The sequence below is a fragment of the Pseudoxanthomonas taiwanensis genome (genome assembly GCF_010093135.1).
Lineage (GTDB): Bacteria > Pseudomonadota > Gammaproteobacteria > Xanthomonadales > Xanthomonadaceae > Pseudoxanthomonas > Pseudoxanthomonas taiwanensis.
In genome coordinates this window covers 16,154-33,315 of record NZ_PDWK01000014.1, presented here as the reverse complement: position 1 = coordinate 33,315, position 17,162 = coordinate 16,154, and the positions used below count along the sequence as shown (strand labels likewise).

The following is a 17,162-nucleotide window of genomic DNA, read 5'->3' as shown; positions in this document are numbered from 1 at the left end:
GCACCAGGCTCAGGGCGTGGTGCCGCCGTCCACGTCCAGCAGCACGTCCATCAGCGAGGGATCGTCCGGATCGGGGGTGATGCGGAAGCCCAGCTGCTGGCACATGGCCAGCATGGTCACGTTCTCGCGCAGGACCTGGCCCTGCACCGCCTTCAGGCCGATGCTGCCGGCCCACTCGATCATGATCCGCATCAGCTGCCAGCCGATGCCGTGGCCCTTGAGGTCCGAGCGCACCAGGATGCCGTACTCGCCGCGCTCGTAGTTGGCGTCGGCCAGCAGGCGCACCGCGCCCAGCATCTCGCCGCTGTCCGGGTCCAGCGCCACCAGGGCGATGGAGCGGGCGTAGTCCAGCTGGGTCAGGCGGGCGATGAACTCGTGGCTGAAGTGGCGCACCGCCGAGAAGAAGCGCAGGCGCAGGTCCTCGTCGGTGACGCGGGCGAAGAAGGACAGGAACAGCGCCTCGTCCTCCGGCCGCACCGGGCGCACGAACATCCGCCGGCCGTGCGGCAGCTCGACCTCGCGCTCCCACTCCTTGGGATACGGGCGGATCACGAAGCTGGAATGCCACGGTCCCTTCTGTGCCGGGCCCGGGTGCGGGGCGACAGCGATGCGCGCGTCCACCGCGATCACGCCCTCGTGGTCGGCCAGCAGCGGGTTGATGTCCAGCTCGCGGATCTGCGGCACGTCGGCGGCCAGCTGCGCCAGCTTGACCAGCACCAGCGCCACCGCGCGCTCGTCGGCCGCCGGCACGTCGCGGTAGGCCTTCAGCCGGCGCGCCACCCGGGTGCGCGAGATCAGGTCGTGGGCCAGGCGCAGGTCCAGCGGCGGCAGCGCCAGGGCCTTGTCGTCGATCACCTCCACCGCGGTGCCGCCGCGGCCGAACACGATCACCGGGCCGAAGGTGGCATCGTCGGCGATGCCGGCGATCAGCTCGCGCGACTTGGAACGGCGCACCATCGGATGCACGGTCACCCCGTCGATGCGCGCCTGCGGGCGCAGCTCGCGGGCGCGGGCCAGCACCAGCTTCACTGCCTCGCGCACCGCCTTCTCGCTGCCCAGGTTCAGGCGCACGCCGTCCACGTCGGACTTGTGCACGATGTCCGGCGAGAGGATCTTCACCGCCACCTGGCCGCCCTCGGCCAGCACCGGCGCGGCCGCGGCCACGGCCTCCTCCGGGGTGGCCGCCTTCCAGGCCGGCGTGACCGGGATGCCGTAGGCCTCCAGCACCGCGACCACCTCCAGCGGGTCGAGCCAGCCGCGGCCCTGCTCCAGGGCGCGGGCCACCACCTGCCGGGCGGTGGCGGTGTCCACCACGAAGTCCTCCGGCAGGCTCGGCGGGGTCTCCATGAGCGCCTGCTGCGCCTCGCGGTGGCGCACCAGATACATGAACCCGCGCACCGCGTCCGATTCGGTGGCGTAGGTGGGCACGCCGACCCGGTCCAGGTGGGCGACGGCCGCATCCTGCGCGCCCAGCCACACGCCCAGCACCGGCTTGCGGCCCGGGCCCTTGGCGCGTTTCTCGATCACCCGGGCCACGGCCTCGGCCGCGCCCTCCGGCGAGGCCAGGGCGGTGGGCACGTTCATCACCAGCACCGCGTCGGTGCCCGGGTCGTCCAGCAGCGCCTCCAGCGAGGCGGTGTAGCGGTCCGCGTCGGCGTCGCCGACGATGTCCACCGGGTTGGCGTGCGACCAGGTCGGCGGCAGCACCCTGTCCAGCCGCGCCAGGGTCTCCGGGTCGAGGCTGGCCAGGGGGCCACCCAGGTCCATCAGCCGGTCCACCGCCAGCACGCCGATGCCGCCGCCGTTGGTGAGGATGGCCAGGCGCCGGCCCGGGGCCTGGCGCAGGTGGCCGAGGGTCTCGGCCGCGGCGAACAGCTCGTCCAGCGCGTGCACGCGCAGCAGGCCGGCGCGGCGGAAGGCGGCGTCGTACACCGCGTCGGAGCCGGCCAGCGCGCCGGTATGGGTGGCGGCGGCCCTGGCGCCCTGGGCGTGGCGGCCGGACTTGACCACCACCACCGGCTTGGAGCGGGCGGCGGCGCGCGCGGCGGACATGAACTTGCGCGCGTCGCGGATGGATTCGATGTACAGCAGGATCGCCCGGGTCCGGGTGTCCTGGGCAAACCAGTCCAGCAGGTCGCCGAAGTCCACGTCCAGGGCGTCGCCCAGCGAGACCACCGCCGAGAAGCCGATCGAGCGCGCCGCGCCCCACTCCACCAGGCCGGCGGCGATCGCGCCGGACTGCGAGATCAGGGCCAGGTCGCCCGGGATCGGGCTGCGCGCGGCGAAGCTGGCGTTGAGCCCCACGTGCGGGGACATCACCCCCAGGCAGTTGGGCCCGACGATGCGCATGCCATGCGGGCGGGCCTCGTTGCGCAGGTGCTCCAGCAGCGAGCCCGGGCCGTGGCCCAGGCCGGCGGTGACCACGATCGCCGCGCGCGCCCCCACCTCCACCGCCTGGGCCACCACGCCCGGCACCGTTTCGGCCGGGGTGGTGACCACCACCAGCTCCGGTTTGAACGGCAGCTGGCGCAGGCTGGGTACCGCCGGGACGCCGTCGATCTCGCGGTACTTGGGATTGACCAGGCCTATCGGTCCGGCGAAGCCGGCCTGGCGCAGGTTCTGCACCACGGTGCGGCCGACCGAGCCGGGCCGCTGGCTGGCGCCGACCACGGCGACGGACTTGGGGGCGAATACGGCATCCAGGGCGTAAATGCTCATCGGCGCGGCTCGGTCTCTCGTCTCACTGGGAGGTGATACCAGGTCTGGTGCGCCCGGGGCGCGTGACCCGGCGGGGTTGCACAGACCCCCCCATTCAAAGGGTTAGCAGATGAACGGTTCGCGGAGCTTGATCAGGATCAATGCTTCCTCGCGGCCGCCGCGGATGATGCGCGCTATCCACAGGAGGATAGGGACGTGTCGACCGCGCAGGAGACATATAACGACAAAGTGGTGCGCCAGTTCACGGTCATGACCGTGGTCTGGGGCATCGTGGGCATGCTGGTGGGCGTGATCATCGCCGCCCAGCTCTACTGGCCGACGCTGGGCGAGGGCATCCCGTGGCTCAGCTACGGCCGTCTGCGGCCGCTGCACACCAACGCGGTGATCTTCGCCTTCGGCGGTTGCGCGCTGTTCGCCACCAGCCTGCACGTGGTCCAGCGCACGTGCCATGTCCGCCTGATCTCGGACAAGCTGGCCGCCTTCGTGTTCTGGGGCTGGCAGGCGGTGATCGTGCTGGCCGCCATCACCCTGCCGCTGGGCCTGACCCAGGGCAAGGAGTACGCCGAGCTGATCTGGCCGATCGACGTGCTGATCGCCGCGGTCTGGGTGGCATACGCCGTGCTGTTCATCGGCACCATCGCCAAGCGCCGCGTCAAGCACATCTACGTGGCCAACTGGTTCTACGCCAGTTTCATCATCGCGGTGGCGCTGCTGCACATCGTCAACAACATCGCCCTGCCGACCGGCCTCCTGCACTCCTATCCGGTCTACGCCGGCGCGGTCGACGCGATGGTGCAGTGGTGGTACGGCCACAACGCGGTGGGCTTCTTCCTGACCGCGGGCTTCCTGGGCATGATGTACTACTTCGTGCCCAAGCAGGCCGGCCGCCCGGTCTACTCGTACCGCCTGTCGATCGTGCACTTCTGGGCGCTGATCGCCGTGTACATGTGGGCCGGCCCGCACCACCTGCAGTACACCGCGCTGCCCGACTGGGCGCAGTCGCTGGGCATGGTGTTCTCGCTGATCCTGCTGGCCCCGTCCTGGGGCGGCGCGATCAACGGCATCATGACCCTGTCGGGTGTCTGGTACAAGCTGCGCACCGACCCGATCCTGAAGTTCCTGATCGTCTCCGTCTCGTTCTACATGATCGCCACCTTCGAGGGGCCGATGATGTCGATCAAGACGGTCAACTCGCTGTCCCACTACACCGACTGGACCGTCGGCCACGTGCACGCCGGCGCCCTGGGCTGGGTGGCGATGATCTCGATCGGCTCGATCTACTCGCTGCTGCCGCGCCTGCTGGGCCGCGAGCAGATGTTCTCGGTCAAGGCCGTGGACCTGCACTTCTGGCTGCACACCGGCGGTGTGGTCCTGTACATCGCCTCGATGTGGATCGCCGGCGTGATGCAGGGCCTGATGTGGCGCGCCACCAACCCCGACGGCACGCTGACCTACAGCTTCGTCGAGTCGCTGAACGCCACCTACCCGTACTACCTGATCCGCCTCGGCGGCGGCGTGCTGGTGCTGGCCGGCATGGGCGTGATGGCCTGGAACGTCTGGCGTACCTACCGCAGCGCCCAGGCCATTGCCCCGCAGCCCGTGCTGCCCGTCGAAGCCTCCGAAGCGCGCGCCTGAGGAGGAAGGAATACCATGAGCGACAACCAGAACCCGCACGCTAAAGTCGAGAAGAACGTCGGCCTCATGGCCGCGCTGATCGCGGTGGCCGTGTCCTTCGGCGGCCTGGCGGAGATCGTGCCGCTGATGTTCCAGGCCGAGGCCATCGAGCCGCTGGAGGGCGTGGAACCCTACCCGGCGCTCGAGCTGGCCGGCCGCGATATCTACGTCCGCGAGGGCTGCTACAACTGCCACTCGCAGATGGTCCGAACCCTGCGCTTCGAGTCCGAGCGCTACGGCCACTACTCGCTGGCCGGCGAGTCGGTCTACGACCGCCCGTTCCAGTGGGGCTCCAAGCGTACCGGCCCGGACCTGGCCCGCGTCGGCGGCCGCTACTCGGACGACTGGCACCGCGTCCACCTGATCAACCCGCGCGACGTGGTGCCCGAGTCCAACATGCCGTCCTTCCCGTGGCTGGCCGAGAACAAGGTCGACGGGCAGACGGTGGCCAACCGCATGAAGGCCCTGAAGAAGCTGGGCCATCCGTACAGCGAGGAGCAGATCGAGCAGGCGCCGGCCGAGCTCGAGGGCAAGACCGAGCTGGACGCCGTGGTCGCCTACCTGCAGGGGCTGGGCCGCGCCGCGCCCAAGGGGGGCCAGCAATGATCTCCGGAATCGTGACCGCGCTGCTGCTGGTGCTGTTCATCGGCGGCTGGATCTGGGCCTGGAGCCCGGCACGCAGGACCGAGTTTGATGCCGCGGCGCGCCTGCCGCTCGAAGAAGACCGGCATCAGGGCAACATTGGGGAGAACCGCGCATGAGCATGGGATGGACGTGGTACGTCATTGCCCTGGTCGCGCTGAACATCGTCGGTTGCGCGTGGCTGCTGTGGTGGACCTCGCGCCGGCGCCCGGGCGATCCGAAGCCCGAGGACACGCTGCACACCTGGGACGGTGACATCACCGAGTACAACAAGCCGCTGCCCAGGTGGTGGATCAACCTGTTCTACATCACCATCGTCTTCGCGATCGTGTACTTCTTCTGGTACGGCGGCCTGGGCGGCATCCCCGGCTTCAGCGGCTGGACCTCGCAGAAGGAGCACGCCGAGCAGAAGGCGGTGTGGGACGCCCGCCTGGAGCAGACCTTCAAGCCGTACGCCGGCAAGCCGATCGACCAGCTGGCCTCCGATCCGAAGGCCGTCGAGCTGGGCCGTTCGATCTTCGCCAACACCTGTGCGGTGTGCCACGGCTCGGCCGGCCAGGGCGCGGTGGGCTACCCGAACCTGACCGACGACATCTGGCACTGGGGCGGCGAGCCGGAGCAGATCCTGGCCACCATCCTCGACGGCCGCGAGGGCGTGATGCCGCCGTGGGGCGAGGTGCTGACCGGCATGGGCGGCCCGGAGGCGGTGAACTACGTGATCGCCTACGTGCGCACCCTGTCCAACCCGGAGGCCATGCAGGGCGACTTCCTGGCGGCCCAGGGCAAGAAGCTGTACGAGGGCGTGTGCGTGGCCTGCCACGGCATCGACGGCAAGGGCAACCAGGAGCTGGGCGCCCCGGACCTGACCGACAACTACTGGATGTACGGCAGCAGCCGCGAGAGCCTGTACAAGACCATCACCGAAGGCCGCCACGGCAGCATGCCGGCCCACCGCGAACGCCTGGGCGAGACCCGCGCCCGCCTGGTGGGTGCATACGTCTGGTCCCTGTCGCATAATCGGGACGGTTCCAAGGAAGCCTCGGGGGCGCAGTGAGCGACCACGGCGAGTCCAGGATCGACCACCCCCCACGCCCACTCGTGTGGCGCGTGGGGGCCATCGCCTGGCCGAGCTTCTTCGCGGCCGGCGTGGCGACGATGGTGTTCTTCGCCTTCGTCGACCCGCTGGCCCTGCGCGACCTGACCTTCCCCAACCTGCCCATGACCCGGGAGCTCGGCTACACGCTGGGCTTTTTCGTGTTCTGGCTGGCCACCGCCTCCTCCAGCCTGTTCACCTGGATCCTGCTGAGGCCCGCCAGCCGCTTCAACCGTCCGCTCCCGCCCGACTGAGGGGCCACGCGCCCGGCGCCTGGGACAATCTGTCGCTTTTGGCGCCCGCGCGGGGAACGGATACTTGGATGTCGCGGCGGTCCGCCCCGCGCGTCCCCCCCACACGCACGCCGGCCCTCCGGCGAAGCCATCGCCATGACTGTTGATCGTTCCACCTGCCGTCACCGCCCGTTCCGCCGTGCCGCGCGCCACGGGAGGCCGGCATGAGCAAGCAGATCCCCGCCACCATGGTCGACGATCAGGGCGGTTCGTTCTACGTCAGCGAGCGGAAGATCTATCCGCGCGACGTCTCCGGCCGCTTCGCCCGCCTGCGCGTGGCCGCGGTCTGGTGGCTGCTGGGCATGTTCTACCTGTTCCCGTGGCTGGAGTGGGACGGCCGCCAGGCGGTGCTGTTCGACCTGCCGGCGCGCAAGTTCTACGTGTTCGGCCTGGCGTTCTGGCCGCAGGACTTCCTGTTCCTGGCCCTGCTGCTGATCATCGCCGCCTTCTCGCTGTTCTTCTTCACCGCCCTGGCCGGGCGCCTGTGGTGCGGCTACGCCTGCCCGCAGACGGTCTGGACCGAGGTGTTCCTGTGGATGGAGCGCTGGACCGAGGGTGACCGGCCCAAGCGCATGAAGCTGGACGCCGGCCCCTGGAACCGGGAGAAGATCCTGCGCAAGGGCGCCAAGCACGTCCTGTGGGTGGCCTTCGCCCTGTGGACCGGCTTCACCTTCGTCGGCTTCTTCACCCCGATCCGCGACCTGGGTTCGCGCATCGTCCCGTGGGAGCTGGGCGGCTGGGAGACCTTCTGGGTGTTCTTCTACGCCTTCGCCACCTGGGGCAATGCCGGCTTCCTGCGCGAGCAGGTGTGCAAGTACATGTGCCCGTACGCGCGCTTCCAGAGCGCGATGTTCGACCGCAACACCCTGCTGATCGCCTACGACCCGATGCGCGGCGAGCCGCGCGGCCCGCGCAAGCGCGGCCTGCCGAGCGTGCTGGAGCGCGCCCGCGGCCTGCTCGACCCGCAGACCGCCTACGACTACGTGTTCCGCGCCACCGCCCACCCGACCGCGGCCGACAACCGCGCCCAGGCGCGCGGCACCATCAACCTGCTGGGCACCGGCGAGAAGCCCGAGCCACTGCCCAGGTTCAAGCCCGAGGAGCTGGGCGACTGCATCGACTGCACCATCTGCGTGCAGGTGTGCCCGACCGGGATCGACATCCGCAACGGCCTGCAGTACGAGTGCATCGCCTGCGGCGCCTGCATCGACGCCTGCGACGAGGTGATGCGGAAGGTGGGCTACCCGCGCGGTCTGATCCGTTACGCCACCCAGAACAGCATCGACGGCAAGCCCAGCCGCATCCTGCGGCCGCGCGTGCTGGTCTACGGCCTGGTGCTGCTGGCCCTGTGCACGGTGTGGGTGTGGGGCGTGACCCACCGCAGCGAGCTGATCGCCGAGGTGCTGCGTGACCGCAACGCGCTGTACCAGCAGCTGGACGACGGCCGCATCGAGAACCACTACACCCTCAAGCTGGCCAACAAGAGCCAGCAGCCGCAGGTCTACCGCATCAGCCTGGAGCCGGCCGGCGCCGGGCTGCAGCTGGCCGGCCGCACCGAGGTCGCCGCCGGTCCGGAGGAGGTGGTGCCGGTGCCGGTGACCGTGACCGGCCAGGCCGGCGGCGCCCCGCGCCGGGAGATCCGCTTCGTGATCGAGAGCCAGGACGGCCGCGAACGGCGCATCATCGAGAGCAGCTTCTTCGGACCGACCCCATGAACACCCCCGAGCCCCACAAGCATCCTTCCGCCTGGCGCAACCCGGTGATGTGGCTGGTCGTCGGGCTGCCCCTGCTGGCCATCGTGGCCGGCGTGGGGCTGGTGGTGGTGGCGGTGCGTTCAGGCGGCGCCGACGCCGTCTCCGATCCGGTGCGGCGCGTCTCGCAGATCCAGACCGCCGACCTGGGCCCGGACGCGGCCGCCAGGAAGCTGGGCCTGAGCGCGGTGCTGCGCGTGGAGGACGGCATCGTCGAGGTGCTGCCGGCCACCGGCCGTTTCGACACCGGCGTCGCGCTGCGCCTGGACCTGGAGCACCCCACCCGCCAGGCCGAGGACCTGCACCTGGAGCTGCAGCCGGCCGGTCCCGGATGGCGCGTGGCGCAGGCCGTGGACGGCTCGCACGACTGGGTCGCGCGCCTGCGCCCGGCCGACGGCAGCTGGCGCCTCCAGGGCCGCCTGCCCAAGGGCCAGCACGCCGCGCGCCTGGCGCCCTCGCTGGGCAACGGCCGCTGACCGCCATGGCTGCGGCGCCGGCCGTGCCGGCAGGCCCCGGCGCGGGGCACTGCCACCACTGTGGCGAAGCGCTGCCGGCGCAGCCCGTCCGCCTGGAGGTCGGCGGGCAGGCGCGCCTGTTCTGCTGCCAGGGCTGCGCCGCAGCGGCCGAATGGATCGCCCAGGCCAACCTGGATGGCTACTACCGCCTGCGCAGCGCCGCCGCCGGCCGGGTCGGCGAGGACCTGCCCGACCTGGCGGTGTGGGACCGCGCCGACGTGCAGGCCGAGCACAGCCGCCAGGTCGAGGGCGGCCGCGAGATCACACTGCTGACCGACGGCATGCGCTGCGCCGCCTGCGCCTGGCTGATCGACCGCGCCCTGGCACGCGAGCCGGGCGTGGTGGACTGCAGCGCCAACGCCGTCACCGGCCGCATCCGCATCGTCTGGGACCCGCAGCGCACCGCCCTGTCGGCGCCACTGCGGCGCCTGGCCATGCTCGGCTACCGGCCCTACCTGGCCGGCAGCGAGGCGCTGGAGCGGGCGCGCACGCGCGAGCGCCGCCGCTGGCTGCTGCGCCTGGGCATCGCGGGCCTGGGCACGCTGCAGGCGATGATGATGGCCGAGGCGCTGTACCTGGACTTCGACAACACCATGCCGGCGGCCACGCGCGACTTCTTCCGCTGGCTGACCTTCCTGCTGTGCACACCGGTGGTGTTCTACTCCGGCTGGCCGTTCCTGGCCGGCGCGGCGCGCGAGCTGCGCGAGCGCCGCCTGGGCATGGACGTGCTGATCGCCGGCTCCACCCTGCTGGCCTACCTGGCCAGCCTGGTGGAGACCATCCGCGGCGGCCCGCACGTCTGGTACGACGCGGCGGTGATGTTCGGGTTCCTGCTGCTGGCCGCGCGCCTGCTCGGGCAGCGCGCGCGCGCGGGGGCCAGCGCCCAGGTGGACGCGCTGGCGCGTGCGCGCCCGGCCTTCGCCACCCGGCAGCTGCCCGACGGTCGCCGCGAGACCGTGCCGCTGGCCGCGCTGGCGGCCGGCGACGTGGCCTGCGTGGCCGCCGGCGAGGCGGTGCCGGCCGACGGCGTGCTGCTGGGCGACGGCCCGGGCGATGAGGCCTGGTTCGAGGAGGCGCTGCTGACCGGCGAATCGGCCCCGGTGCGCAAGCTGCCCGGCGAGCCGGTGTACGCCGGCACGGTTTGCCGCGAACGGCCGGCGCGCCTGCGCGTGACCTGCACCGGCACCGCCACCCGCCTGTCGCAGCTGGCGCGCCTGGTCGAACAGGCCCAGGCCCACCGCCCGCGCCTGGCCCGCATCGCCGACCGCATCGGCAGCCGCTTCGTGCTCTCGCTGCTGCCGGTGACCGTGCTGGTGTTCGCCGGCTGGAGGCACTGGCAGCCCGAACGCGCCCTGGAGGTGACCCTGGCCCTGCTGGTGATCAGCTGCCCCTGCGCGCTGTCGCTGTCGGTGCCGGCGGCCCTGGCAGCCGCGCACGGCGCGCTGGCGCGGATCGGCCTGCTGGCCATGCGCCCGGACGCGGTGGACACCCTGGCCCGCGTCACCGACGTGGTGTTCGACAAGACCGGCACCCTCAGCGACGGCCGCCCGAGGCTGGCTGCGGTCGAGGTACTGGACCCGGCACTGGACCAGGCCGCCGTGCTGGGCATCGCCGCCGCGCTGGAACGCGATTCCGGCCATCCACTGGCGGCGGCCTTCGCGGCCGTGGCCACGACGCCGGCGGCGGCCGGCGTGGAGCCCGTGCCCGGGCGCGGCGGGCAGGGCCTGGTCGGCGGCCGCCCCTGGCGTCTGGGCCGGGCCGACTTCGCCGCCGGCCGCGAGGACGACGGCGCCCTGTGGCTGGGCGACGGCGGGCAGGCAGTGGCCCGCTTCGTGCTGGAGGAGCGCACCCGCCCGGACGCCGTCCCGGCGCTGGCCGCGCTGCGTGCCCTGGGCCTGCGCCTGCACCTGGCCAGCGGCGACGGCCGGGCCGCGGTGCAGCGCCTGGCCGCCCCGCTGGGCCTGGACAGCCTGCACGCCCGGCAGTCGCCGGAGGACAAGCTGGCCCTGGTGCGCCGGCTGCAGGCCGAAGGCCGGATCGTGGCCATGGTCGGCGACGGCCTCAACGACGCCCCGGTGCTGGCCGGCGCCGACGTGTCCATCGCCATGGGCGGCGGCGCCTCGCTGGCGCACCGCGCGGCCGATCTGGTGACCACCGGCGAGGGTCTGCTGCGCATCCCGGCGGCCGTGGATCTGGCGCGCCGCACCCGTCGCATCATCCGCCAGAACCTGGCCTGGGCGGCAGCCTACAACGTGCTGGCCATCCCGCTGGCGGCCGCCGGCCTGGTCACCCCGTGGCTGGCCGCGTTGGGCATGGCCGCCTCCTCGCTGGTGGTGACGGTCAACGCGCTGCGCCTGTCACGCCCGGCCACGCCGGGCGCGCGGCATGATGGGGGCCCCGCCCTGGCCCCCACGGAGACGCGCGCATGACCATCCTGCTGATGCTGATCCCGATCAGCCTGGTGCTGCTGGGCATCGCCGTGGCCGCGTTGGTGTGGGCGGTCAAGGGCGGCCAGTTCGACGACCTGGACACCCCGGCCCTGGACATCCTTGAGGACGACGACCGCCCCGCGCCGCAGCCCGCCGACCGCAAGGGACCGCCACCGGCGCCATGAGCCTGGCCGTCGACCTGCCCACCCTGCTGGCGGCACTCACCGCCGGGCTGCTCGGCGGCCTGCACTGCACGGTGATGTGCGGCGGCATCGCCACCGGCTTCCACGCCATGGCACCGGGCGCGCCGGGCACGGTGGCCTGGCAGGCCAACCTGGGCCGGATCGGCGGCTACGTGCTGGCCGGCGCCGCGGTCGGTGGCCTGGGCGGGGGCGTACTGCGCCTGCTGCGCATCGAGTCCCTGGCCCTGGGCCTGCGCATGGCCGCAGGCGTGGCCCTGGTGCTGGTGGCCCTGCGCCTGCTGGACCGGGGCGGCCGCCTCGACCTGCTGGCCCGCCCGGGCATCCAGGCCTGGCGCTGGCTGCAGCCCCTGCGCGGGCGCCTGCTGCCGGCCGACCGCGCCTGGAAGCGGCTGGGCCTGGGCGTGCTGTGGGGCTGGATGCCCTGCGGCCTGAGCCTGGGCCTGCTGACCGTGGCCTGGCTGCAGGCCGGTGCGTCAGGCGGCGCGCTGGTCATGGCCGCCTTCGGCCTGGGCACGCTGCCGGTGATGCTGCCGCTGACCTGGACCGGCGCGCGCCTGGTGCGCTGGCTGCAGCGCCCGGCCCTGCGCACCGTGCTGGCCGTGCTGGTGCTGGGCGCCGGCCTGCTGACCATCGCCGCGCCCTGGCTGATGCAGGTGCCGGCGCTGCACGGCCCGCTGGCCGCGCTGGGCTGCCGCGGCTTCTGAGGCCGGCTCAGAAGCTGGCCTGGTCGCGCCCGGCGGCCTTGGCCCGGTACAGGGCGGCGTCCGCCGCCGCGGTCCAGGACTCGAACTCCTCCAGGCCCGGCCCGATCTCGGCCACGCCGATGCTCAGGGTCACCGGCCGGCCAAGGTTGCGGACCCGCTCGCGCACCAGCTGGCCCAGGCGGCGGGCCACATCCATGGCCGCCTCGCGGGCGGTACCGGGCAGCAGCACGCCGAACTCGTCGCCGCCGAAGCGGCCGGCCGCGTCGCTGCCGCGCAGGGTGTCGGTCAGGCAGGCCGCCACCTGGCGGATGACCTGGTCGCCGACCAGATGCCCGGCGGCGTCGTTGATCTGCTTGAAATGGTCGATGTCCACCATCAGCAGGGAGGCGACGGTGCCGTAGCGGCGGAAACGGCGCACCTCCGCCTCGACCTGGACCTGCCACTGCCGGCGCGTGGCCAGGCCGGTGTGGGGGTCGATCCGGGTGTCCTGCTCCAGCTCGCGCTTGCGCTGGCGCATGCGCTCGTTGACGTTCCAGGCCACCGTGCCGAAGGCCAGCGGGTAGAGCACGAAGAACGGCATGCACCAGAGCATGGTGGAGAAGCTGGTGCGCGGGTGGAACGGGAAGCCGACCAGGATCCAGGCCAGCAGGGCCACCACCGCCATCACGACCAGGGCGCGGAAGGCCAGGCTCCAGCCGCCGGTGATCAGCCGGTCCATCATCATCAGGGCCATGAGCATGGCCGTGGGCAGCAGGTCGAAGCCGCTCAGGGCGGCCCAGAACCCGGCCATGCGGTGTCGATCAGCAGGTTGCGGAACTCGGTCCGCAGCGGGTGCTGCGAGTGCTCGACCAGGCGCCAGGCCAGCGCCGGCCAGCCGAGGGCGTTGAGCCAGACCAGCAGGAGCACCCAGCTGGGATAGGCCTGCTCGGACAGGGAGGACACCACGCCGAAGGCGGCGGCGGCGAAGCCGAGCGCCCGCATGAGCGAGGCGTGGCGGATGAACCGCACCAGGGAGCTTCCTGCCTTGCCTTGTGCCATGGATTACCGGTGCAGCGCAGCCCCTGGTTGCATCGGATGGACACGAAAAAGCCCGGCCGGGCCGGGCTTCTTCGGGAATCTGGCAGCCCCGGATGGATTCGAACCACCGAATGCCTGAGTCAGAGTCAGGTGCCTTACCACTTGGCGACGGGGCTGTGGGCTGGGAATTATAACCCCAAATCCCGGTGTGTCTACAACCCCACCGGGCCGGGCCCGGCACGCACCGGGGTGCGTACCGGGTCCGCTCCAGGCGCCAGGATCAGCGCTTGGAGAACTGGGTCGCGCGGCGGGCCTTGTGCAGGCCGACCTTCTTGCGCTCGACCTCGCGGGCGTCGCGGGTCATGAAGCCGGCCTTGCGCAGGTCGGACTTCAGCGACTCGTCGTACTCCACCAGCGCGCGGGCGATGCCCAGGCGGATCGCACCGGCCTGGCCGGTGGTGCCGCCGCCGCTGGCGGTGGCGATGACGTCGAACTTGTCGGCCGTCTGGGTCAGCTCCAGCGGCTGGCGCACGATCATGCGCGCGGTCTCGCGGCCGAAGAACTCGTCCAGCGGACGGCCGTTGATGATGATGTTGCCGCTGCCCTTGCGCAGGAACACGCGGGCGGTGGAGGACTTGCGACGGCCGGTGCCGTAGTTCTGGGTGATAGCCATCGTGATTGCCTCAGATTTCCAGCGGCTTCGGCTGCTGCGCCGCGTGCGGGTGTTCGGAGCCGGAATAGACCTTGAGCTTGCGGTACATGGCGCGGCCCAGCGGGCCCTTGGGCAGCATGCCCTTGACCGCGATCTCGATCACGCGCTCCGGATGGCGCTCCAGCGCCTGGGCCAGGGTCTCGCTCTTCAGGTTGCCGACGTACCCCGTGAAGCGGTGGTACATCTTGTCCTGCAGCTTGTTGCCGGTCACGGCGATCTTCTCGGCGTTGATCACCACCAGGTAATCGCCGGTATCGACGTGCGGGGTGTAGGTGGGCTTGTGCTTGCCACGGAGGCGGCGGGCCAGCTCGGCAGCCAGACGGCCAAGCGTCTTGCCGGTGGCGTCGACGAGATACCAGTCGCGCTGGACGGTCTCGGACTTGGCGATATAAGTCTTCATGGGAACCTGGTGGTTGTCGGGCTGATTCCGCCCCGGAAACCCGGACGGAACTTCGCCTCGCGTTGTAAGGGGGTACCGCAAAGAAGCGGAATGATAGCCCCTCGCCAACCGGCGCGCAAGCGCGCACCCGGCGGCCGGCCGTGGCGCTTGGCAGGGCCGGCGCACGGGGCCGACAATCTTCCCGCACCCGTCCGCGGAGTTCCACCATGCCCGCCGCCCGCCACCTGTCCACGCTCGACCGCCTGCTCGTGGAGGCCCAGCGCGCCCTGGAGACCACCCTGGGCGACCCGCCGCCAGCCCGCCCCTGCCCGGCCGACGCCCCGGACCCAGTGCTGCCGCCCCCGGCCCGCCGCCACGCCGCCGGGCTGATGCGGATCAACCACGTCGGCGAGGTCTGCGCCCAGGGCCTGTATTTCGGCCAGGCGGCGGTGGCGCGCGATCCGGCCACCCGCGAGCACCTGCTGCACGCCGCCCGGGAGGAGACCGACCACCTGGCCTGGTGCGCGCAGCGCCTGCGCGAGCTGGACAGCCGGCCCAGCCTGTTCAACCCGCTGTGGTACGCCGGCAGCTACGCCATCGGCATGCTGGCCGGTCTGCGCGGGGACGGTTGGAACCTGGGCTTCGTGGTCGAGACCGAGCGCCAGGTGGAGGCCCATCTGGACGAGCACCTGGACAGCCTGCCGCCCGCGGACGAGCGCAGCCGGCAGATCCTGCGGGTGATGAAGGACGACGAGGCACGCCACGCCGACAACGCCGAGCGCGCCGGCGCGCGCGTCCTGCCGCCGCCGATCCCGCAGGTGATGGCGCTGGCCTCGAGGTTCATGAAGCTGGTGGCCTACCGGATCTGACCCCATGTCCTCTCCCGGCAGGGTGGAAGGCGGACCTGGTGCGCCGGCCCGGCCGGAGCACCCGCGCCCCGCCCCGCACGGGGAAGGGGCGGAACGGCCTAGCGGCTGGTCAGCTTCAGGCCGGCGATCCCGGCCACGATGAGGCCGATGCACAGCAGCCGCGCCACGCCGGCCGGCTCGCGGAACAGCAGCATGCCCACCAGCGCGGTGCCGACCGCGCCGATGCCCACCCACACCGCGTAGCCGGTGCCCAGCGGAATGGTCTTCAGCGCCGTGGCCAGCAGCCAGAAGCTGCCGGCCATCGCCACCGCCGTGGCCACGCCGGGCAGCGGGCGGGTGAAACCCTCGGAGTACTTCAGGCCGACCGCCCACACCACTTCCAGCAGGCCGGCCAGCACCAGACAGATCCAGGCCATGCGACTCCTCCTTTGCGGTTGCGCCAGCCCCGGAACGCAAAGCGGCCCGGAACCGGGGTTCCGGACCGCCGTCGGTCCATGCGTTCGCGGCGGGGCCGCGGGCGGGCCGTCCCGCCTGGCGCGGAGCTATTCGACCAGGTTGCGGCCGTGGAACAGCTCCTCGATCTCCCGCTTCAGCAGCGCCTCGATGCGCATGCGCTCCTTGAACGAGAGGTTGCGCGCCTTCTCCTCGAACAGGTAGGTGTCCAGGTCGAACTCCTTCAGGTGCATCTTCGTGTGGAAGATGTTCTCCTGGTACACGTTCACGTCGATCATCTCGTACCGGGACTTGATGTTCTTCGCCAGAAAGTCCTGGATCGAGTTGATCTTGTGGTCGATGTAGTGCTTCTTGCCCTTGATGTCGCGGGTGAAGCCGCGCACGCGGTAGTCCATCACCACGATGTCGGACTCGAAGCTCTCGATCAGGTAGTTCAGCGCCTTCAGCGGCGAGATCACGCCGCAGGTGGCCACATCGATGTCCGCGCGGAAGGTCGCGATCCCGTTCTGCGGGTGCGTCTCCGGATAGGTGTGGACGGTGATGTGGCTCTTGTCCATGTGCGCCACGACCGCCTCGGAGATGACCTCCTTGCCGGCCTGCTTCTTGTCGATCACCGGCTCCTCGGAGATGAGGATGGTCACCGAGGCACCCTGCGGGTCGTAGTCCTGGCGGGCCACGTTCAGGATGTTGGCGCCGATGATCCGGGCCACGTCGGTCAGGATCTGGGTCAGGCGGTCGGCGTTGTACGCCTCATCGATGTACTCGATGTAACGCTGGCGCTCGTCCTCCGAGACCGCGTAGCAGACGTCGTAGATGTTGAAGCTCAGCGCTTTGGTCAGGTTGTTGAAGCCTTGCAGCCTCAGGCGCGGCAGGGGTTTGACCACGGCGGTCATGCCTCCTGGGAGGGATGGAAACGGGTAATTATGCGGCAAACGGCCGTGATGGGTACATGCACACTTGGCCACGATTTGCCCCCGGGCGGCCTATGCCGGTACCCTGTTCAGCGTCCAAATTCCGTCACCGCCTAGAACCACGGCCGTGTCTCCCGTGCGCTTCGCCAGCAGCCCTCTCGCCATGGATCAACCCGCCATAGAACGGCTTCTGGCCTACTGTCAGCGGCGCCGCTACCCCAACCGCACCGACGTGTTCCGCCCGGGCGATCCGGCCGGGACGCTCTATTACGTCGTTAACGGTTCAGTCAGCATTATCGCCGAGGAGAACGACGGCCGGGAGCTGGTGCTGGGCTACTTCGGTCCCGGCGAGTTCGTCGGCGAGATGGGCCTGTTCATCGAAGCCGACCGCCGCGAGGTGATCCTGCGCACCCGCAGCGCCTGTGAGCTGGCCGAGATCGGCTCCGACCGCCTGCAGCAGCTGCTGGTCGGCCCGCTGGTCGCCGACGCCCCGCGCCTGCTCTATTCCATCGGGGTGCAGCTGTCCCGGCGCCTGCTGGCCCCCAGCCGCAAGGCCAGCCGCTTGGCCTTCCTCGACGTCACCGACCGCATCATCCGCACCCTGCACGACCTGGCCAGCGAGCCGGAGGCCATGTCCCATCCGCAGGGCACCCAGCTGCGCGTCTCCCGCCAGGAGCTGGCGCGGCTGGTCGGTTGCTCGCGCGAGATGGCCGGCCGCGTGCTCAAGAAGCTGCAGGAGGACGGCCAGCTGCACGCCCGCGGCAAGACCGTGGTGCTCTACGGCACCCGCTGAAGGCCC

At 71.3% G+C, this 17,162-nt stretch carries 19 protein-coding genes and 1 tRNA gene; 12 read left to right on the top strand and 8 right to left on the bottom strand.

Annotated elements, in window-relative coordinates; translation table 11 throughout:
* Positions 1–9: 9 nt before the first annotated feature.
* Positions 10–2,718 carry a bifunctional acetate--CoA ligase family protein/GNAT family N-acetyltransferase gene (locus CR938_RS04325; protein ID WP_162123837.1) on the bottom strand — a complete coding sequence of 903 codons (2,709 nt, stop codon included), beginning with the start codon at positions 2,716–2,718 and terminating at the stop codon, positions 10–12.
* A 195-nt stretch (positions 2,719–2,913) separates the two neighbouring features.
* On the opposite strand from CR938_RS04325, the gene ccoN reads away from it, so the two are divergent.
* From ccoN to CR938_RS04275, 10 genes are all read left to right on the top strand, one after another.
* Positions 2,914–4,353 carry a cytochrome-c oxidase, cbb3-type subunit I gene (gene ccoN / locus CR938_RS04320; protein WP_162123836.1) on the top strand — a complete coding sequence of 480 codons (1,440 nt, stop codon included), beginning with the start codon at positions 2,914–2,916 and terminating at the stop codon, positions 4,351–4,353.
* A gap of 15 nt (positions 4,354–4,368) precedes the next feature.
* On the top strand, positions 4,369–4,998 hold the full coding sequence (gene ccoO, locus CR938_RS04315; RefSeq protein ID WP_162123835.1) for a cytochrome-c oxidase, cbb3-type subunit II: 630 nt from the start codon (positions 4,369–4,371) through the stop codon (positions 4,996–4,998).
* Between the two features lie 11 nt (positions 4,999–5,009).
* Positions 5,010–5,153, top strand: a complete 144-nt coding sequence (locus CR938_RS04310) for a cbb3-type cytochrome oxidase subunit 3 (protein ID WP_246190967.1) — start codon at positions 5,010–5,012, stop codon at positions 5,151–5,153.
* Positions 5,150–6,088, top strand: a complete 939-nt coding sequence (ccoP, locus tag CR938_RS04305) for a cytochrome-c oxidase, cbb3-type subunit III (RefSeq protein ID WP_162123833.1) — start codon at positions 5,150–5,152, stop codon at positions 6,086–6,088. Before CR938_RS04310 ends, ccoP begins: the two co-directional genes overlap by 4 nt.
* On the top strand, positions 6,085–6,381 hold the full coding sequence (locus CR938_RS04300) for a hypothetical protein (protein ID WP_162123832.1): 297 nt from the start codon (positions 6,085–6,087) through the stop codon (positions 6,379–6,381). The genes ccoP and CR938_RS04300 overlap by 4 nt, the downstream gene beginning before the upstream one ends.
* Before the next feature lie 203 nt (positions 6,382–6,584).
* A complete protein-coding gene (locus tag CR938_RS04295) occupies positions 6,585–8,135 on the top strand; it encodes a 4Fe-4S dicluster domain-containing protein (protein ID WP_162123831.1) in 1,551 nt (516 codons plus the stop codon).
* Positions 8,132–8,647 carry a FixH family protein gene (locus tag CR938_RS04290; protein WP_162123830.1) on the top strand — a complete coding sequence of 172 codons (516 nt, stop codon included), beginning with the start codon at positions 8,132–8,134 and terminating at the stop codon, positions 8,645–8,647. Before CR938_RS04295 ends, CR938_RS04290 begins: the two co-directional genes overlap by 4 nt.
* Before the next feature lie 5 nt (positions 8,648–8,652).
* Positions 8,653–11,115 carry a heavy metal translocating P-type ATPase gene (locus tag CR938_RS04285; protein ID WP_162123829.1) on the top strand — a complete coding sequence of 821 codons (2,463 nt, stop codon included), beginning with the start codon at positions 8,653–8,655 and terminating at the stop codon, positions 11,113–11,115.
* Entirely contained in the window at positions 11,112–11,300 is a 189-nt protein-coding gene (ccoS, locus tag CR938_RS04280; RefSeq protein ID WP_162123828.1) for a cbb3-type cytochrome oxidase assembly protein CcoS, read from the top strand. The genes CR938_RS04285 and ccoS overlap by 4 nt, the downstream gene beginning before the upstream one ends.
* A complete protein-coding gene (locus CR938_RS04275) occupies positions 11,297–12,022 on the top strand; it encodes a sulfite exporter TauE/SafE family protein (protein WP_162123827.1) in 726 nt (241 codons plus the stop codon). Before ccoS ends, CR938_RS04275 begins: the two co-directional genes overlap by 4 nt.
* A 7-nt stretch (positions 12,023–12,029) precedes the next feature.
* Here the strand turns inward: CR938_RS04275 and CR938_RS04270 are convergent, their stop codons facing one another.
* From CR938_RS04270 to rplM, 5 genes are all read right to left on the bottom strand, one after another.
* A complete protein-coding gene (locus tag CR938_RS04270) occupies positions 12,030–12,812 on the bottom strand; it encodes a GGDEF domain-containing protein (protein ID WP_246190966.1) in 783 nt (260 codons plus the stop codon).
* Complete coding sequence (locus CR938_RS14550) at positions 12,788–13,060, bottom strand: MASE2 domain-containing protein (protein WP_246190965.1); 273 nt, start codon at positions 13,058–13,060, stop codon at positions 12,788–12,790. The genes CR938_RS04270 and CR938_RS14550 overlap by 25 nt, the downstream gene beginning before the upstream one ends.
* Before the next feature lie 80 nt (positions 13,061–13,140).
* Positions 13,141–13,215 (bottom strand) — tRNA-Gln (locus CR938_RS04265).
* Positions 13,216–13,319: 104 nt separating this feature from the next.
* Positions 13,320–13,712 (bottom strand): 30S ribosomal protein S9, encoded by a 393-nt coding sequence (gene rpsI, locus CR938_RS04260; RefSeq protein ID WP_162123826.1) that lies wholly within the window; start codon positions 13,710–13,712, stop codon positions 13,320–13,322.
* 10 nt (positions 13,713–13,722) lie between these two features.
* Positions 13,723–14,151 (bottom strand): 50S ribosomal protein L13, encoded by a 429-nt coding sequence (gene rplM, locus CR938_RS04255; RefSeq protein WP_162123825.1) that lies wholly within the window; start codon positions 14,149–14,151, stop codon positions 13,723–13,725.
* Between the two features lie 206 nt (positions 14,152–14,357).
* On the opposite strand from rplM, the gene coq7 reads away from it, so the two are divergent.
* Positions 14,358–14,999 carry a 2-polyprenyl-3-methyl-6-methoxy-1,4-benzoquinone monooxygenase gene (gene coq7, locus CR938_RS04250; protein WP_162123824.1) on the top strand — a complete coding sequence of 214 codons (642 nt, stop codon included), beginning with the start codon at positions 14,358–14,360 and terminating at the stop codon, positions 14,997–14,999.
* Between the two features lie 98 nt (positions 15,000–15,097).
* On the opposite strand, the gene sugE is transcribed toward coq7, so the two are convergent.
* Positions 15,098–15,415, bottom strand: coding sequence for a quaternary ammonium compound efflux SMR transporter SugE (gene sugE, locus CR938_RS04245; protein WP_162123823.1), 318 nt, complete (start codon positions 15,413–15,415; stop codon positions 15,098–15,100).
* A gap of 126 nt (positions 15,416–15,541) precedes the next feature.
* Complete coding sequence (speD, locus tag CR938_RS04240; RefSeq protein ID WP_162123822.1) at positions 15,542–16,336, bottom strand: adenosylmethionine decarboxylase; 795 nt, start codon at positions 16,334–16,336, stop codon at positions 15,542–15,544.
* 190 nt (positions 16,337–16,526) lie between these two features.
* On the opposite strand from speD, the gene crp reads away from it, so the two are divergent.
* A complete protein-coding gene (crp, locus tag CR938_RS04235; RefSeq protein ID WP_162123821.1) occupies positions 16,527–17,156 on the top strand; it encodes a cAMP-activated global transcriptional regulator CRP in 630 nt (209 codons plus the stop codon).
* Positions 17,157–17,162: the final 6 nt, after the last annotated feature.

Bases quoted from the DNA above. Each gene is read 5' to 3' on its own strand.
- CR938_RS04325 (WP_162123837.1), bottom strand. From the start codon at position 2,718: ATGAGCATTTACGCCCTGGATGCCGTATTCGCCCCCAAGTCCGTCGCC.
- ccoO (WP_162123835.1), top strand. From the start codon at position 4,369: ATGAGCGACAACCAGAACCCGCACGCTAAAGTCGAGAAGAACGTCGGC.
- ccoP (WP_162123833.1), top strand. From the start codon at position 5,150: ATGAGCATGGGATGGACGTGGTACGTCATTGCCCTGGTCGCGCTGAAC.
- CR938_RS04295 (WP_162123831.1), top strand. From the start codon at position 6,585: ATGAGCAAGCAGATCCCCGCCACCATGGTCGACGATCAGGGCGGTTCG.
- CR938_RS04290 (WP_162123830.1), top strand. From the start codon at position 8,132: ATGAACACCCCCGAGCCCCACAAGCATCCTTCCGCCTGGCGCAACCCG.
- CR938_RS04285 (WP_162123829.1), top strand. From the start codon at position 8,653: ATGGCTGCGGCGCCGGCCGTGCCGGCAGGCCCCGGCGCGGGGCACTGC.
- ccoS (WP_162123828.1), top strand. From the start codon at position 11,112: ATGACCATCCTGCTGATGCTGATCCCGATCAGCCTGGTGCTGCTGGGC.
- CR938_RS04275 (WP_162123827.1), top strand. From the start codon at position 11,297: ATGAGCCTGGCCGTCGACCTGCCCACCCTGCTGGCGGCACTCACCGCC.
- CR938_RS04270 (WP_246190966.1), bottom strand. From the start codon at position 12,812: ATGGCCGGGTTCTGGGCCGCCCTGAGCGGCTTCGACCTGCTGCCCACG.
- CR938_RS14550 (WP_246190965.1), bottom strand. From the start codon at position 13,060: ATGGCACAAGGCAAGGCAGGAAGCTCCCTGGTGCGGTTCATCCGCCAC.
- rpsI (WP_162123826.1), bottom strand. From the start codon at position 13,712: ATGGCTATCACCCAGAACTACGGCACCGGCCGTCGCAAGTCCTCCACC.
- rplM (WP_162123825.1), bottom strand. From the start codon at position 14,151: ATGAAGACTTATATCGCCAAGTCCGAGACCGTCCAGCGCGACTGGTAT.
- coq7 (WP_162123824.1), top strand. From the start codon at position 14,358: ATGCCCGCCGCCCGCCACCTGTCCACGCTCGACCGCCTGCTCGTGGAG.
- sugE (WP_162123823.1), bottom strand. From the start codon at position 15,415: ATGGCCTGGATCTGTCTGGTGCTGGCCGGCCTGCTGGAAGTGGTGTGG.
- crp (WP_162123821.1), top strand. From the start codon at position 16,527: ATGGATCAACCCGCCATAGAACGGCTTCTGGCCTACTGTCAGCGGCGC.